Source organism: Nocardia sp. CC201C (assembly GCF_030010695.1).
GTDB classification, from domain to species: Bacteria; Actinomycetota; Actinomycetes; order Mycobacteriales; family Mycobacteriaceae; genus Nocardia; species Nocardia otitidiscaviarum.
Map to the genome: position 1 here is coordinate 1 of NZ_JASCXP010000175.1, position 14,190 is coordinate 14,190.

At 68.4% G+C, this 14,190-nt stretch carries 17 protein-coding genes; 8 read left to right on the forward strand and 9 right to left on the reverse strand.

Features of this window, described 5'->3' with window-relative positions:
* Window positions 1-606: helix-turn-helix domain-containing protein (locus QK444_RS19065; RefSeq protein ID WP_282782161.1), on the reverse strand; the 606-nt coding region annotated here is incomplete at its 3' end.
* 211 nt (window positions 607-817) lie between these two features.
* Window positions 818-1,405 carry a TetR/AcrR family transcriptional regulator gene (locus QK444_RS19070; protein WP_282782163.1) on the reverse strand — a complete coding sequence of 196 codons (588 nt, stop codon included), beginning with the start codon at window positions 1,403-1,405 and terminating at the stop codon, window positions 818-820.
* Window positions 1,406-1,538: 133 nt separating this feature from the next.
* On the opposite strand from QK444_RS19070, the gene QK444_RS19075 reads away from it, so the two are divergent.
* Together QK444_RS19075 and hpnE are read left to right on the forward strand one after the other, a co-directional pair.
* A complete protein-coding gene (locus tag QK444_RS19075; protein WP_282782165.1) occupies window positions 1,539-2,699 on the forward strand; it encodes an acyl-CoA dehydrogenase family protein in 1,161 nt (386 codons plus the stop codon).
* 125 nt (window positions 2,700-2,824) lie between these two features.
* Window positions 2,825-4,195: a hydroxysqualene dehydroxylase HpnE gene (gene hpnE, locus QK444_RS19080; protein WP_282782167.1), complete on the forward strand. Its 1,371-nt coding sequence runs from the start codon at window positions 2,825-2,827 to the stop codon at window positions 4,193-4,195.
* Window positions 4,196-4,347: 152 nt separating this feature from the next.
* On the opposite strand, the gene QK444_RS19085 is transcribed toward hpnE, so the two are convergent.
* Window positions 4,348-4,998 (reverse strand): TetR/AcrR family transcriptional regulator, encoded by a 651-nt coding sequence (locus QK444_RS19085; protein ID WP_282782169.1) that lies wholly within the window; start codon window positions 4,996-4,998, stop codon window positions 4,348-4,350.
* 65 nt (window positions 4,999-5,063) lie between these two features.
* Here QK444_RS19085 and QK444_RS19090 point away from each other — a divergent pair, with 65 nt between their 5' ends.
* Together QK444_RS19090 and QK444_RS19095 are read left to right on the forward strand one after the other, a co-directional pair.
* A complete protein-coding gene (locus QK444_RS19090; protein ID WP_282782171.1) occupies window positions 5,064-6,083 on the forward strand; it encodes an oxygenase MpaB family protein in 1,020 nt (339 codons plus the stop codon).
* A gap of 3 nt (window positions 6,084-6,086) precedes the next feature.
* The gene (locus QK444_RS19095; protein WP_282782173.1) at window positions 6,087-7,430 is read left to right on the forward strand and encodes an oxygenase MpaB family protein; all 1,344 of its coding nucleotides are present in this window, start codon (window positions 6,087-6,089) and stop codon (window positions 7,428-7,430) included.
* Window positions 7,431-7,664: 234 nt separating this feature from the next.
* Here QK444_RS19095 and QK444_RS19100 read toward each other — a convergent pair whose 3' ends face one another.
* The 3 genes from QK444_RS19100 to QK444_RS19110 all read right to left on the reverse strand — a co-directional run bounded on the left by QK444_RS19100 (window position 7,665) and on the right by QK444_RS19110 (window position 9,529).
* Window positions 7,665-7,970 (reverse strand): hypothetical protein, encoded by a 306-nt coding sequence (locus QK444_RS19100; RefSeq protein WP_282782174.1) that lies wholly within the window; start codon window positions 7,968-7,970, stop codon window positions 7,665-7,667.
* 64 nt (window positions 7,971-8,034) lie between these two features.
* Window positions 8,035-8,667 carry a LysE family translocator gene (locus QK444_RS19105; protein ID WP_282782176.1) on the reverse strand — a complete coding sequence of 211 codons (633 nt, stop codon included), beginning with the start codon at window positions 8,665-8,667 and terminating at the stop codon, window positions 8,035-8,037.
* A 130-nt stretch (window positions 8,668-8,797) separates the two neighbouring features.
* Window positions 8,798-9,529: an SDR family oxidoreductase gene (locus QK444_RS19110; RefSeq protein ID WP_282782187.1), complete on the reverse strand. Its 732-nt coding sequence runs from the start codon at window positions 9,527-9,529 to the stop codon at window positions 8,798-8,800.
* A 79-nt stretch (window positions 9,530-9,608) separates the two neighbouring features.
* On the opposite strand from QK444_RS19110, the gene QK444_RS19115 reads away from it, so the two are divergent.
* Window positions 9,609-9,950 (forward strand): helix-turn-helix domain-containing protein, encoded by a 342-nt coding sequence (locus tag QK444_RS19115; RefSeq protein WP_282782178.1) that lies wholly within the window; start codon window positions 9,609-9,611, stop codon window positions 9,948-9,950.
* 158 nt (window positions 9,951-10,108) lie between these two features.
* On the forward strand, window positions 10,109-10,894 hold the full coding sequence (locus QK444_RS19120) for a GntR family transcriptional regulator (RefSeq protein WP_282782180.1): 786 nt from the start codon (window positions 10,109-10,111) through the stop codon (window positions 10,892-10,894).
* 73 nt (window positions 10,895-10,967) lie between these two features.
* On the opposite strand, the gene QK444_RS19125 is transcribed toward QK444_RS19120, so the two are convergent.
* The 3 genes from QK444_RS19125 to QK444_RS19135 form a co-directional block, all read right to left on the reverse strand.
* Complete coding sequence (locus tag QK444_RS19125) at window positions 10,968-11,261, reverse strand: hypothetical protein (RefSeq protein WP_282782181.1); 294 nt, start codon at window positions 11,259-11,261, stop codon at window positions 10,968-10,970.
* Between the two features lie 98 nt (window positions 11,262-11,359).
* Entirely contained in the window at window positions 11,360-11,572 is a 213-nt protein-coding gene (locus QK444_RS19130) for a hypothetical protein (RefSeq protein WP_282782182.1), read from the reverse strand.
* Window positions 11,573-11,757: 185 nt separating this feature from the next.
* Entirely contained in the window at window positions 11,758-12,579 is an 822-nt protein-coding gene (locus tag QK444_RS19135) for an SAM-dependent methyltransferase (protein WP_282782184.1), read from the reverse strand.
* Window positions 12,580-12,894: 315 nt separating this feature from the next.
* On the opposite strand from QK444_RS19135, the gene QK444_RS19140 reads away from it, so the two are divergent.
* Together QK444_RS19140 and QK444_RS19145 are read left to right on the forward strand one after the other, a co-directional pair.
* Window positions 12,895-13,125: a DUF397 domain-containing protein gene (locus QK444_RS19140; RefSeq protein ID WP_029932310.1), complete on the forward strand. Its 231-nt coding sequence runs from the start codon at window positions 12,895-12,897 to the stop codon at window positions 13,123-13,125.
* Between the two features lie 87 nt (window positions 13,126-13,212).
* Window positions 13,213-14,097, forward strand: a complete 885-nt coding sequence (locus tag QK444_RS19145; RefSeq protein WP_029932311.1) for a helix-turn-helix transcriptional regulator — start codon at window positions 13,213-13,215, stop codon at window positions 14,095-14,097.
* Window positions 14,098-14,190: the final 93 nt, after the last annotated feature.

Sequence of the window (14,190 nt, forward strand, 5' to 3'; positions counted from 1 at the left end):
GGCGTACAGGATTCTCGCGCGGTCTTTGGCCAGCATCCGCCGCAACCGGCGCGTGTCCTCCCGCACCCGCAGCACCCCGAGACCGGGCAGGGTGACCGACCGTGGGATGTCGCCGTCACCGATCCGGATCGACGGACGGCCGTTCTTGGCGGGCTTGTTGCGCAGCCGGAACGCCGGGGTAGCGCGCCGTTTGGACTTGAAGCGGGGAAACCCGACCCGCTTGCCCTTGCGGCGGCTGTTACGCGAGTCTGACCAGTTGGTGAGGGCGCGGCCGCAGTCGACGGCGGCTTCCTCGAACACCTGCTGGCACACCTGATCCCGCCACACCAACCCGGTCACCCGCACTTGCGCGACCCCGGCGGTGTCGACGGTGAACACCCGTCCGGCCGCTTCGGTCTTCTTCCAGGCGTTGAAGGCGTTGATCAGACTGAACCGCGTCCACGGCACCGGATGCCCGGGGTCGGTGTCGCGGTGTGTCAGGGCGGTTTTCACCAGGTGCAGGCACTGGTTGAACGCGAACCGTGCCGCGCCCGCATGCCGGGCCAGCGTGGCGCGCTGCTCGGCGGTGGGGTCGAGGCGGTAGCGGAAGGTGGTGTGCCTGCTCATCACCGGCGAGCGTGACACACGCCACCGACAACAAACCCAGGGTTGATCCGAAGCTGCTCGCCAATTGGCTGCACGCGCCCGACGACGAGGGCACGCTGTACCCGCGCGCGCCTACCGGCCCGATCCGGCCATTCGCGACGGCGCCTGGGAGCCGCCGGCGGTCGTCTCCTGGTCGTGACTCGGCATCCGTTGTCGCGCAGCGCGACTCCGGTCAATCCCGGACGGTGATGGTCAGGCGGGGGCGGTCGGTGTCGGCGGGGCCCGCGACGCGCTCCCAGACGGCGTCGATCATGGGGGCGAGCAGGAGTTCGCCGAGTTGGCGGACCATGACCTCGACGATCTGGGTGGGTTCGCGGCGGGTGGTGGAGGCCAGGCCCGCCTCGCGTAGGCCCGTGATCTCGCGGCGGGTCAGGGCGACGAGCGATTCGAGCAGGCGCAGCTGGGTTTCGGAGGGTTCCAGGACGGCGCGGCGCACGTAGTTCACCACGGCGGGATTGTCGTGCAGCATTCGCCGGACCGCCTCGTCGCGGGCGGTGGCGACCTGGGCGGTGGTGCCGGTGGGCGGGATCGAGGAGACGGCGGCGGCGAAGTAGTCGACGATCAGCTGGTCCACGGCCTCGATGAGCCCGGCCTTGGTCTTGAAGTGATGCTGCACCAGCCCGAGGGTGACACCGGCCTCGGCGGCGACCGCGCGCAGGGAGACCCGGGATTCGCCGTACTGGGCGAACAGGTCCATGGCGGCATTGCGGATGCGCGCCTTGGCGGTGAGGTCGTCGGCGGTGGCCCGTGGATTCAGCATCTGCCCTCGGTTCGTCGGATAGTCCGAGCAGTCTACGTCGCGTAATAGCGACCGATACGATGGACATGTGGGCAGTACAAACGTATTGTCCCGGCAGGCACGTCCCGCCCACCGGAAAGTAGAGAGAACAACGATGTCCGAACTCTTCCCCGACTACCGCCCCACCTGGGAAACCGATCAGCATCGCGAACTGCGCAAGCACGCGGCGGAGTTCTTCCGCAAGGAGATCGTGCCCAACCGCGAGCGCTGGAGCCGCGAACACCAGGTGGACCGCGAATTCTGGAACAAGGCCGGGGACGCGGGTCTGCTCGGCCTCGACCTGCCCGAGGAATTCGGCGGTGCGGGCGGCGATTTCGGCCTCCAGGCGGTCGTGCAGGAGGAACTGGTCTACGCACACGACAACGGGTTCGGCTTCTCGGTGCACTCGCCGATCGTGTCGCACTACATCCACACGTACGGCAACGCGGAGCAGCGCGCGAAGTGGCTGCCCGGCATCATCAGCGGTGACCTGGTGCTGGCCATCGCCATGACCGAGCCGGGCACCGGATCGGACCTCCAGGCGGTGCGCACCACCGCCGTGCGCGAGGGGGACCACTACGTGGTCAATGGCTCGAAGACCTTCATCTCCAACGGCACCCACTGCGATCTGCTGGTGATCGTGGCCAAGACCGATCCGAGCCAGGGTGCGGCAGGTGTCTCGCTCATCGTCGCCGAGACGAAGGATCTGCCCGGTTTCGAGCGCGGCCGGGTGCTGGAGAAGATGGGCCAGCACGCTCAGGACACCCGCGAACTGTTCTTCTCCGATATGCGGGTGCCGGTGGCGAATCTGCTCGGCGCGCAGGAGGGTCTGGGTTTCTACCAGCTCATGGAGCAGCTCGCCCGCGAACGCCTCATCATCGCCAGTATCTGCTCGGCGCTGGCCGAGGCCGCGGTGCTGGAGGCGCTGCGGTACTCGCGCGAGCGGGAGGCGTTCGGCCGCCCCATCGGCAAGTTCCAGCACAACGCCTTCACCCTCGCCGAGGCCAAGACCGAGGCGCTGGCCATCAAGACGATGGTCGACCACGCCATCGCGCAGTACATCGACGGCAAGAACGACCCGGCCACGGCCTCCATGGCAAAGCTCTTCGCCGCCGAGACCGCCGACAAGGTGGTCGACAAGTGCCTGCAATTGTTCGGCGGCTACGGCTACATGATGGAATACCCGATCGCCAATATGTACACCGGTTCTCGCGTCAACCGCATCTACGGCGGCACCAGCGAGATCATGAAGGAGATCATCTCCCGCTCGCTGTGAGCACCGCGCGCCGTCCGGCGGGGATCTCGCCCGGGTGAGCGAATTACCGTGCGGTGCTTGGTTTGTCCGGAGTAACGTCCCCGAACGGAAGCCGAGTAGGAACAGGTTCTGGTTCGGGAGCTCTCATGGACGATCCGCGGCGCTATGTGGTGATCGGGGGCGGGCTCGCCGGGCTCGCCGCCGCGGTCTGGTTGGCGGAGGCGGGCAAGCGGGTCACGCTGCTGGAACGGCGCGGTCGGCTGGGCGGCCGCACGCACGCCCTCCAGGCCGCACCGGTGCGCGACATACCCGACAACGGGCAGCATGTCATCGCCAGCGGATATGAGCACCTGTTCCGATATCTGAGCAGCGTCGGCACCCGGGAGTACGTCGCGTTCCCGCACCGCGGGGTGCTGCGCTGGCCCGGCGGCCGGGCGACGGTGATGCGCACCAAGGGCTTGGGCGCGATCCGCACCTTCCTGGGCGCGCATCCGGATGCCGGTCCGGCCGACCGGATCCGCGCCGGAATCGCCACCGCGCGGCTGGGCTGGGAATGCCTCAACCAGCCCGCCGATCTCGCCGACCTGTCCACCGCACAGTGGTTCGAGCGGGTCGGCATGCCCGCCACCGCCCGGGAGGCGCTGTGGGACTGGCTGGCGCTCGGCATCGCCGCCGAACCGGTCGCGCAGGAGTCGGCGAAGGTGTTCGCCGATGTCCTGGCCACCGGCATCCGGCTGGGCGTGCGGCAGCGGCGGGCGGTCACCATCGGATACCCCACCACCGATCTGGACACCCTCTTCGTCACCGGGGCGCGGCGGGTGTTCGCGAAATACGGTGTGGACGTGCGGTATCGGGCGGTGGTGCGGCGCATCGGCATTCGCGACGGCGCGGTCACCGGCGTGCTGCTGGCCGACGGCGGCGAGGTGCCCGCCGACGCGGTGGTGTGCGCGGTGCCGAACTCCGGTATCGCCGGACTGTTGGACGAACTGCCCGAGCACGACGAAATCTATTCCGCCGCCGACAAATTGGGGTACACGCCGATTGTCAGCACCAATCTGTACCTGGATCGGCCGCTGGGTACCGAGGGGGAGTTCGAGGCGCTCATCGGCGGCACGGGCGTCATCGACGAGGTGTTCGACCGCCAGCGCATGCACGGGCGCGATACCGTGCACGGCTGGCTCTACTGCCTGACCACCAGCGGCGCGTACGACCAGATCCACAAACCGCACGACGAGGTGGTGGCCGAGCAGCTGGCGCTGCTGCGCCGCTACTATCCGTCCGCGCGCAACGCCGAAGTGCGCCACGCCCAGGTGGTGCCCATGCCGCGCGCGACCTTCTCCCAGGTGGTCGGCACCGACGGCCTGCGACCCGACCAGCGCACCTCGGTGCCCTCCCTGGTGCTGGCGGGGGACTGGACCCGCACCGACTGGAGCGCCACCATGGAGAGCGCGGCCCAGAGCGCCGCCCGCGCCGTCGACCTGCTGCTCGCCCTGCCCGCCGCCGCGCCGGTGGCGTGACCGGAGGGGCTGTCGCCCGCGTGGCCGGTCCACCGCAGGGTGGTCGTGGGCGCGGTCGGTTCACCGAACCGGTGGTCGCGGTGTGGTCGGTTCACCGAACCAGTGGCCGTAGCGCGGCCGGTCCACCGCACGGGTCTCGCCGCGCGGCCTGATCACCGCTCGCGTTCTGCTCGCGGCCGGAAGTAGTTCAACACCAGGCGGGTGATCTCGGTGAGGAACGTGGCGCGGGGAATCGGCGGTCGGTCGAGCACATAGCGCACGGTGAGATGCTCCACGGCGCGCACCAGCAACCACGCGGCGGCGTCGAAATCGACATCGCCGGGCACGTGGTCGCGCCGCAGGGTGAGCGCCACCCGCGCCAGTTCGCCGATCTGCTGTTCGAAGGCGACCACGGCGGTGCCGGTGGTCAGTCGCGGCGTCTGCTCGACCACTGCCCGCAGCAGTTCCGGATGATCGCCGAGGGCGTCGAGCAGCACGGTGATCGCCTCCGGCACCGCCACCTCCGGCGGTGCCGCCAACTGGCTGACGACATGGGCGCGCACCCGGTCGGCCACCGCGGCGGTATAGCGCTCGATCACCGCCGAGACAATCGCGTCCTTGTCGGGAAAGTACTGGTACAGCGAGCCGGGGCTGATCCCCGCCGTCGCCGCGATCCGATTGGTGGACGCCCCGTCGTAGCCGTGTTCGACGAGCACCGCCTCCCCGGCGTCCACGATCCGGCGCACCATGGCCCGTGAGCGGTCCTGGCGGGGTGTCTTGCGCGGTGGCGCGGGGGTGGCGGGTCGCTGTCGTCTCGGTGGCATGACGGTTGTGCCTCATCTGCTGGACGCGAATTGAATGCGAGCGTTTATTCGTGTCAGCGTAGGGCATGGTGTTACACGATGTGGTGGAGCACGAGCCGCGTCCCGAGCCTGAACCGCTCGGCCCGGACTCGCTGACCTGGAAGATCTTCGGCTCCCTGTACTTCGCGCCCTCCGGACTGTTCCTCGGCATGGTGCAGAACATGCATCCCGGCCTGGGCGCCGGAGTGGAATTCCACTCCGAGATCGCCGACGAGTTCTATCAGCGGGTGCTGCGCTCGGCCTATCCCATCGTCGGGGTGGTGTTCGACGGGCCGCGCGCCCGCGGCACCGCCCGCGAGATCGTCGGCTACCACCGCGACATCAAGGGCGTGGACGGGCAGGGGCGGCGCTATCACGCTCTCGATCCCGGCACCTTCTACTGGGCACACGCCGTGTTCTTCGTACAGACCCTGCGCGCCGCCGAGCTGTTCATGGGCGGGCTGACCCCCGACCAGCGCGAACAGCTGTGGCGCGAGCACTATCAGTGGTACGAGATGTACGGCATGAGCATGCGGGTGGTGCCGCGCAGCTGGCCGGAGTTCCAGCGCTATTGGGAGGAGATGGTCAGCACCGGGCTGGAGGCCACCCGGGCGGCCTGGGAGGTCTACCACCTCGCCGACACCGCGCCCGTACCACCGTTCCCGGTGCTGCGGCGGATTCCGAAACCGTTGTGGGAGCGCCTGATCCGCCCCGCGGGTGCGCGGTTCTACCAGTTCGTCACCATCGGCCTGTGCGATCCGCCCATCCGGCGCACCATGGGATTCACCTGGACGGCCCGCGACCAGTTCCTCTTCGATCGGTTGTGCGCCGCCCTCTCGGCCATGAACCGGGTGACCCCGGACGAGATGAAGTACTTCTTCCCGCGCATTCGCGCCGGGCGCCGCCGTGTCGCGGGTAAGCGGCCCGACTGGCTGGCACCGCCCGAAGCGCCCGAGATCCTGTGGCCCGCACCGGAACACCGCGGCGAGGCCAAACACTACTGCCCGGTCCACGCCGACCGCGGCAGCACCGCGGCCATCCGTTTCCGGCAGCTCACGGGGTACTGAAACATGCGCTCATCCACCGATATCCGCCCGCATCCCTACGACTACTACTATCGGCCCGGCATGCCGCTGCGTCCGCCGCCGCCCCGGGCGGTGCCGTCGGAGCTGTGGTATCGGCCGCGGCGCGCCATGCTCGGGCCGTGGATCGACGTCCGGCCGGACCCCGTCGACACCCCGCGCACCCGGCTCATGGCCGACCACCTGTGGCAGGGTGACGAGCCCATGGACGCGGTGGTGCGTGCCTTCGCCCGGATCGGGAACACCCGCTGCCGTGAGCTGCTCGACCAGGCCCTCGCGCACGGTATCGACAGCCTGGACGATCCGCCGCCGGAATTGGTGGATCTCTTCGCGCACCTGGACGATCCGCCGGACTGGTTCGATCCCGACCTGTGGGAGTACGGTCGCCGCCGCTGGATCAATGTCTCGCTGGCCGGGAAGCTGGCCATGGGGGTGCAGGACTTCATGGGCACCTTCGTCGGCGCGGAGGTGGCCTCCGCCACCGGTGCCACCGGACGCTTCGTCAACGACCCGTATCGACGCAATCTGGAGACCGCGAACTGGTTCCGCAGCGTCACCCTGCCCGGTGCGCTCGACCGCTGGTCGCCGGTCTTCGCCGACACCGTGCGGGTGCGGCTCATGCACGCCCAGGTGCGCGCCGGGCTGCGCCGCCGCTGGGGGGATGAGCATTTCGCGCTGCACGGCAACCCCATCTCCAACGCCACCACCATGGGGGCGGCGGTCACCTTCGGCATCTCACCCATCTGCTTCGACCATGTACACGGGCGGCGGTGCGGGACGAGGGAACTCGACGCGGTCATGCATTACTGGGCCTATATCGCGTATGTGTTCGGGGTCGCCGAGGAGCTGATTCCGCGCTCGGCGCGCGAAGGGATGGAGATGGCGGACTTCATGGTGGCGACCGCGGGCACCGCGCCGGAGTGGACCGCCACCATGGCGGGTGCGGCCACCCGACGGTTCGAGGGCGGCGGTGTCGGCGACCGGGCGCGGGCGCTGGCCACCGCGCCGCTGGTGGGCCTGCTCGCGTACTACAGCAGCCCGGGCCTGGTGCGGGCGCTGCTCGCGGACACCCCGCTGCGCTCGGTGCCGATCCACCCGTGGCGGGAGTTGACCGGGGTCGCCGCCACCGCCGCGGTGCGCTGGCGTGCCCTCGACGACCGGCTGCCGGGAGCCCGGCGGCGGATGCTGCGCCGCTCGCACCGCGTCGACCCCATGTGGGATGTGAACACCCGGGTCGCGCGGGTGCTCGCCGCGCGGGCCGGGATTCGCGGCACCCCGTACGACCAGCACGACGGCACGGCCGACGGGGCGGTGCGCTGCCCGGTGCGCTGAGCGTCGCGGTCAGGTGATGTCGCGCGTCGCTGCTGGGTGGTGTTGCGTGTCGCGGCGGTGATGTTGTGCGTTGCGCCTGGGTAAGGCTGCGTGTTGCGGCTGGGTGGTGCTGAGTGTCGCGGTCAGGCGATGTCGTGCGTCGCTGCTGAGTAGCGCTGCGCGTCGCGGCGGTGATGTTGTGCGTTGCGCCTGGTGGTGCTGCGTGTTGCGGCCAGGCGATGTTGCGGGTCGCGGCTAGGCGGTGCCGCTCGCGATGGCCAGGTAGACGACCATGAGCACGAACAGGAACCAGCCCGCCCCGTGCCAGATCGGCCACGCTCCGCGCCGCCGCCAGGCGCGGAACGCGAGTACGAAGGCGACGATGCCGCCCACCAGCAGCACCGCTCCCGGTACGAACGCGATCACCGCCCGCGAGGGGTCGGTCGCCAGCTCGAGCACGGCGACCGCGAGGGCGGTGAGTACGACCACTCCGCCGACGTACCAGGCCGCATGCCGGAACATCTTCGGGTCCGACCACCGCTTCTCGACGTCGTTCACCATGTGCGGGGAGTTCCCGCCCGCGGCCCGGATACACACGGAATCGGTACCGACCGGTTCACTCGCGTCAGCGCGCATCGGCGGCGAGGCCGAAGCCGAGCGTCACCAGGACCGCCGCCAGGCACCGCTCGACCCGCTGCCGGACGCGGGTATCGCGCAACCAGGCGCCGGCCCGCTCCGCCGCCAGCACCACGCCCACACACCAGGCGGTGTCGACGACCAATTGGATGATCGCGAGCACCAGCACCGTCGGCAGCACCGGGCCGCTGGAGGGCAGGAATTGCGGCAGGATGGTCAGCCCGAAGACGGCGGCCTTGGGGTTGGCGGCGATGGACAGCAGCGAGGCGCGGAAGGCCGCGCCCGGTGTGCGTCCGCGCGGTGCGAGGGTGGCCCGCGACAGCTCCGGCCGGCGCGCGCTGCGCCACGCCTGCACCCCGAGCCAGATGAGCACCGCCGCCCCGACGATATGCACCGCGTGGTTGAGTACCCGATTGGCCACCAGCAGTGCGGACAGTCCCGCCCCGCCCGCCAACGTCCACCCGAATACGCCGATCTCATTGCCCGCCACCGCCGCCAGCCCCGCCCGCCGCCCGTCCCGAACCGAACGTTGCAGGAACAGCGCGGTGGCGGGGCCGGGCAGCGCGGCCAGCACGAGGCAGGCGAGCAGGAACTCGGGAAGCACATCGAGCCAGTGCGGCATCCGCTCATGCTGTCACGCCTCCGCGCGACTCACCACCGGAAATGCGCGCCTCTGCTGACCCGAGCGGGCTGACCCGAGCTCTCAGTGCTGACCAGGCAGTCCGTGCCGGAATCGTGCCGTCCGCAGCCGGTCAGGAGGTGCGCGCCGGGTTCAGGAAGTCCGCGCCACCCACGTAGACGGTGTGTCCGGGTTCGGCCGCCACCGCGGTGGCGTCGGCGACGGCGGTGGCGAATTCGGCCACGGTCGGCAGCGCACCGTGATCGCGGCGGTCGGAGACCGCGTCCGGGTCGCGGCGCTCGAGCAGCCGCACGATCATGGTGCCGTCGATCATGTCCCCGGACACCACCACGAAACCGATTCCCCGCCCGGCGAATTCACCGCACAGCTCACGCAGCGCCCGCTCCCCGGCCAGCTTGCTGCGCGCGATGGGCTCGTATCCGCCGGGCACCGGGCGGGTCTCGGAGAAGTGCGCCTGATGACTGGTGACGAAGACGACGCGGCCACCCGGCCCCAGGTGCGCCAGTGCCCGCCGGGTCAGCCGCAACTGGGCGTCGCGATTGACGGCCATGGCGTAGTCGGCCGCCGCGCCGCGCTCCAATCCGCCGGAGGCATTGAGCACCAGTACATCCAGCCGCCCGAATTCCGCGACCACCGCGTCGATCAGCCCCGTCGCCGCCTCGGCATCGGTGATGTCGGCCCCCGCCACCGACGCGCTGCCACCCGCCGCCACGATCTCGGCCGCGACCGCCTCGGCCCGCCGCCGCTTCTCCCGGTAGTTGAGCACCACATGGTCGCCGCGCGCCGCGAGCACCCGCGCCGTGTCGGCGCCGATGCCCCGGGATGCCCCGGTGATCAACACAATTCGGCTCACACATCACTCCGTTCGATCGTCCCGGCCCCGCACCAGTGCTTCTGATTCAGAACCACTATCCTGGTTCTAAATGAGAAGTGCAAGCGAACCTCCCGCCGCCAGCCGCGCGAATACCGCGGATCTGCCCCTGCTCGCGGTGATGGATCTGGTGGGGCAGCGGTGGGTGCTGCGGGTGGTGTGGGAACTCGAGCCCGGACCGCTCGGATTTCTGGAGTTGCGCCGCCGGATGGGCAACTGCTCGTCGAGCATGCTCTCGGTGCGATTGCAGCGGTTGCAGAGTGCGGGCGCGGTGGTCAAGCAAACCGATCGGAGCTACGAGTTGACCCCTGCCGGAAGGGAACTCGCGACCGCGCTGGAGCCGCTGTGGGCGTGGTCGCGCCGGTGGGCGGGGGCGCTCGCGGACGACGCGTGAGCGAACTCCGGGCGCGTCGGCGCGCCGCCTGCCATGCCGTGCGCTCGCCGCACTACGAGGCGATTCCCGGCAAATCCCGCGATTCCGCACGCATGTGCGGTTTGCCCGGTTAACACTTAAGCTGTCTGGGACGTAATACGGGTATGGAAGGTGCCAAGATGGGAGAGCGGACGGTCGTCGCGGACGTCGCGGATGAGCTCGCGCGGCGCGTCGCGTTCGGGCAGTACGCCCCCGGCGAGCTGATGCCGTCCGTTCGACAGGTCGCGGACGAGTTCAAGATGAATCGTGCGACGGCACAGCTGATTCTGGGACGCCTGGAATCCTACGGTTTCGTCGATGCGCACCGCGGCAAGGGATTCACGATCCGGGATGTGCGCACCGAGGGCGGGGTGGAGGTGTACCGTCGCCTGTTCCGGCTGTCCATGCCCATGCCGGAGGTCGCGCTGGAGATGTTCGGCAGCATTGTCGACGAGGAGCGGGCCATCGTCCTCGACACCCTGCTCGACTACACCGAGGGGGAGCGGCGCATCGATCCCGCCGTGCTCAAGGCCGATATCGACGAGCTGGAATCCATTGCGCGCAGCAAGGATCCGGACCCCCGGCGGATGCTCACCATCGAACTCGCATTGCTGCGCCGGTTGCAGACCGCCCTCGGACACACCATGCAGCGCGCCGTGCTGAACTCCATCGGCGATATGGTGCTGGAGGTGCCGGAGGCGGTGCAGGCGTACTTCGCGGCCTCACCGGACCTGCACGTGCTGGTCTGGCGGGCGCTGGTGGCGGTGTGGGATTCCGACGGCGGCCCCAGCGAGGCGCAGTTGGCGTTGTTCGAGGACCTGTTCGGGATGTACCACCAGAAGGTGGTGGCGAAGTTCGTCGAACTCGTCGGTGTGGACACCGCCGCGGCGACCGGGGGGCCGGTGCGGCACGCCGCCACCGCATAACGCTCGGTCTCATTGTCTGGGACGAGAATTCCCGACTGCCGGAAATGTCGGAAATCCGGTGAGTCGTTCGCGATTACTGCCCGATGGCGGCGTTCATGATGGTGCCCGCGCTGGTGGCGACAATGCCGCCCACGAGCGCGGCCGCCACCCGCTTGGGTGATTCGAGCGGCCCGCCCTGCCATTTCTCCCAGGCGAACTTACCGCCCGCGTAGATAATCGCGAGGGTGCCGGCCAGGAGTACGAACCAGGTGAAGTAGCGGACCAGCTTGAGCAGCTTGTCCGCGACCGGTGGCGTCTCCGGCGTGGGATTGAAGACCTGTGCGTACAGGTCGGCGGTGATCAGGTCCTGTGCGACAGTCAGTATCATCTCGGCGCTCGTTCCAGTGGCGTTCGGTCCCACTTCCGGGGTACCCGTCGCATGCGCTGGTACGCAAGGGAATCCCACCGACCATGTGGCGCCCGCGGTCAGTCGTCGTCGCAGTCCGCGGAGAGAAAGGCCACCGCGGCCAGATACTGTCGGCAGGCGAAGTGCTGGTCGTGGGCGCGCAGCACGGCCCGTGCCTGGCGGTAGGTGAGAGCGCGCGGCTCCACCGAGCAGTCACCGCTGATATCGGTGAAGTGAGCTTTTCCGGACCCGATGGAGCGAGGTGTACCGGAATGCTGAAGCATCTGAGTCATGGGGACGCCTCTGGCCGCTGAGATATCGGATGGCGACGCTGGCTCGGCGCTTCCTGTACCGCCCGGTGCATTCCGGCCTGTTCGTCATCACGAGTTTAAAGTGGCGGATCGTGCAGATGCAAGTACATCTGCACGATCGAGCCCGGTGTTGCGCGGCTTTCGTCCGGTTCGGTGTTGTTGTGGCGTCAGGGTTTACGCGCCACGCCCCCGTATGCGGACACGTCCTGGATCGAACCCACCTGTGCCGGGTCGACCCGCCAGCGGGTGATGGGAACGAAGCCGGGTTCGACCAACTCCAGGCCCTCGAAGACCGCCGCCAGCTGCTCCTGGGTGCGGGGGTCGTAGGGAACGCCGCCCGACTTGGTGTACTCCTCGCAGAGCTTCACGTAATTCGGGTTGTCGACGGTGCCGTCCCAGAACACCAGATAACTGCCGGACGGCACGGCCTCGAGCACGGTGCGCACGATGTGGCGCATATCCTCGTAACTGCGGGCGTGGCCGAGTACCCCCATAAACATGACACCGACCGGTTGGCTGAAATTCAGCACCTGGCGGGCAGAGATCAGAATGTTCTCCGGTTCGTGGAAATCGGCGTCGATATAGGTGGTGACCCCCTCCTCGGTGGTGGTGGTCAGCAGGGCCCGCGCGTGCGCGAGCACCAGCGGGTCGTTGTCGACGTAGACCACCTTGGCCTCGGGGGCGATGCCCTGCGCGACCTCATGGGTGTTCTGCATGGTGGGCAGGCCGGTGCCGATATCGAGGAATTGCCGCAGGCCCACCTCCCCGGCGAGGAAGCGCACGGCGCGGATGAGGAACTGCCGCGACTGCACGGCCATGGCGGAGATATCAGGGTCGATCTCGAGGCTGGCGTCGCCCACGACCCGGTCGATGTCGTAATTGTCCTTGCCGCCCATCCAGTAGTTCCAGATCCGTGCGGAGTGGGGGATGTCGGTTCGGATCGCGGGATCGGTGTCGGACATGAGGTTCTCCTCGACGAGAGTGCGCATGCGAACGGATGCTGATCTGCCCAGTGACAGTACAAGATTCGGCAAATCCGGACTTGCTGGACGGGGGATTCGCCCCGGGGATTAAACGTACCGACCAGTCGTTAACGTCTGTTTCAGTTTGCAACTTCGCAGTGTGTGAGCTTCATCAAGATCAAAGCTGTTGTGTTGCAAAGGATCAGGAACCCGAAGGGGATCGTTTGCGAGCAATCTGCGTGCTATCGTTCTGGTTGCGGTTGCAACTGTAAGAACATCTGATCGAACGTTTGCAAGTACTGGGCACACCGTCTGCGGGCGGTACTTGACAAGGAGTCGGAAATGACACGCACATCGGCAACCCGGATCGATCCCTCGGAACTCGCTTGGCGCAAGAGCACTTTCAGCAATCCGAGCGGAAACTGCGTGGAGGTGGCGGAACTGTCCAACGGTCTGGTGGCCATGCGGAACTCGCGTGACCCGCTGGGCTCGGTGCTGGTGTACACCCGCCCCGAGATCGATGCGTTCCTGCGCGGCGCGAAGAGCGGAGAGTTCGACGATTTGGCGCGCTGAAAGGTAGCATTGGCAATCGGCGCGGTGGTTCGCGACGATGGGTTGTGGTCCACTGCCGGCATAACCCGAGCATCGGAGTGAGACCCAATGATCGCAGAATCGGCTGTACACGGTCGGGTGGATTCCACTGTCGCCGAGCGTGGCCCGACTGCCCTGCGCATCGCCGTCGGGGGTCAGCTGCGCAAGTTGCGCGAGGCGAACAACATCACGCGCGAAGCCGCTGGTGAACACATCCGCGGCTCGCACGCGAAGATCAGCCGCCTGGAACTCGGGCGGACCGGATTCAAGGAACGCGACGTCCGGGATCTGTTGACGCTCTACGGTGTCGACGATCCCGGCGAACGCGAGGCATTCCTGGATCTGGTGCGCAAGGCGAACCAGCCCGGTTGGTGGCATCGCTTCGGAGATCTGCTGCCGCCCTGGTTCGAGACCTATCTCGGACTCGAGCACGCGGCCAAGAGCATTCGTACCTACGAGGGCCAGCTGGTGCCGGGGTTGTTGCAGACCCCGGACTACGCCCGCTCGGTGGTGGCGCTCGGGCACGACGCCGATGCCGAGCGTCGCGTCTCGCTGCGTCGTCGTCGGCAGGAGCTGCTGACCGCACCGGGCGCACCGAGCTTCTGGGCGGTGCTGGACGAGGCGGTGCTGCATCGCCCCGTGGGCGGTGAGAAGGTGCTGGCCGAGCAGATCGAGCATCTGGTGGAGATGTCGAAGCTGCCCAATATCACCATTCAGGTGCTGCCCTACACCGCCGGCGGCCACGCCGCGGCGGGCAGCTCGTTCACCATGCTGCGCTTCGCCGAGCCCGAACTCCCGGACATCGTCTATCTGGAGCAGCTGACCAGCGCCCTCTACCTGGACCGTCGTCAGGATCTGGAGCTGTACCGGCAGGTCATGGACCAGCTGAGCGTGCAGGCCGAGGCGCCGGAACGGTCGCGGGCGAAGCTGCTGGAGATCGCCGAGCGGCTGTGAGCGCGGAAAGCCTGTGAGACAGCGGAACTCCGGGGCCGAGCGGCGGCCCCGGAGTTCGTGCGCGGGCTGGTCCCGGCAAACAAGGCTCACGCC

What these genes read in the sequence shown, in the direction of transcription:
- QK444_RS19070 (WP_282782163.1), bottom strand. Translation starts at nt 1,405, where the DNA reads ATGCTGAATCCACGGGCCACCGCCGACGACCTCACCGCCAAGGCGCGC.
- QK444_RS19075 (WP_282782165.1), top strand. Translation starts at nt 1,539, where the DNA reads ATGTCCGAACTCTTCCCCGACTACCGCCCCACCTGGGAAACCGATCAG.
- hpnE (WP_282782167.1), top strand. Translation starts at nt 2,825, where the DNA reads ATGGACGATCCGCGGCGCTATGTGGTGATCGGGGGCGGGCTCGCCGGG.
- QK444_RS19085 (WP_282782169.1), bottom strand. Translation starts at nt 4,998, where the DNA reads ATGCCACCGAGACGACAGCGACCCGCCACCCCCGCGCCACCGCGCAAG.
- QK444_RS19090 (WP_282782171.1), top strand. Translation starts at nt 5,064, where the DNA reads ATGGTGTTACACGATGTGGTGGAGCACGAGCCGCGTCCCGAGCCTGAA.
- QK444_RS19095 (WP_282782173.1), top strand. Translation starts at nt 6,087, where the DNA reads ATGCGCTCATCCACCGATATCCGCCCGCATCCCTACGACTACTACTAT.
- QK444_RS19100 (WP_282782174.1), bottom strand. Translation starts at nt 7,970, where the DNA reads ATGGTGAACGACGTCGAGAAGCGGTGGTCGGACCCGAAGATGTTCCGG.
- QK444_RS19105 (WP_282782176.1), bottom strand. Translation starts at nt 8,667, where the DNA reads ATGCCGCACTGGCTCGATGTGCTTCCCGAGTTCCTGCTCGCCTGCCTC.
- QK444_RS19115 (WP_282782178.1), top strand. Translation starts at nt 9,609, where the DNA reads ATGAGAAGTGCAAGCGAACCTCCCGCCGCCAGCCGCGCGAATACCGCG.
- QK444_RS19120 (WP_282782180.1), top strand. Translation starts at nt 10,109, where the DNA reads ATGGGAGAGCGGACGGTCGTCGCGGACGTCGCGGATGAGCTCGCGCGG.
- QK444_RS19125 (WP_282782181.1), bottom strand. Translation starts at nt 11,261, where the DNA reads ATGATACTGACTGTCGCACAGGACCTGATCACCGCCGACCTGTACGCA.
- QK444_RS19130 (WP_282782182.1), bottom strand. Translation starts at nt 11,572, where the DNA reads ATGACTCAGATGCTTCAGCATTCCGGTACACCTCGCTCCATCGGGTCC.
- QK444_RS19135 (WP_282782184.1), bottom strand. Translation starts at nt 12,579, where the DNA reads ATGCGCACTCTCGTCGAGGAGAACCTCATGTCCGACACCGATCCCGCG.
- QK444_RS19140 (WP_029932310.1), top strand. Translation starts at nt 12,895, where the DNA reads ATGACACGCACATCGGCAACCCGGATCGATCCCTCGGAACTCGCTTGG.
- QK444_RS19145 (WP_029932311.1), top strand. Translation starts at nt 13,213, where the DNA reads ATGATCGCAGAATCGGCTGTACACGGTCGGGTGGATTCCACTGTCGCC.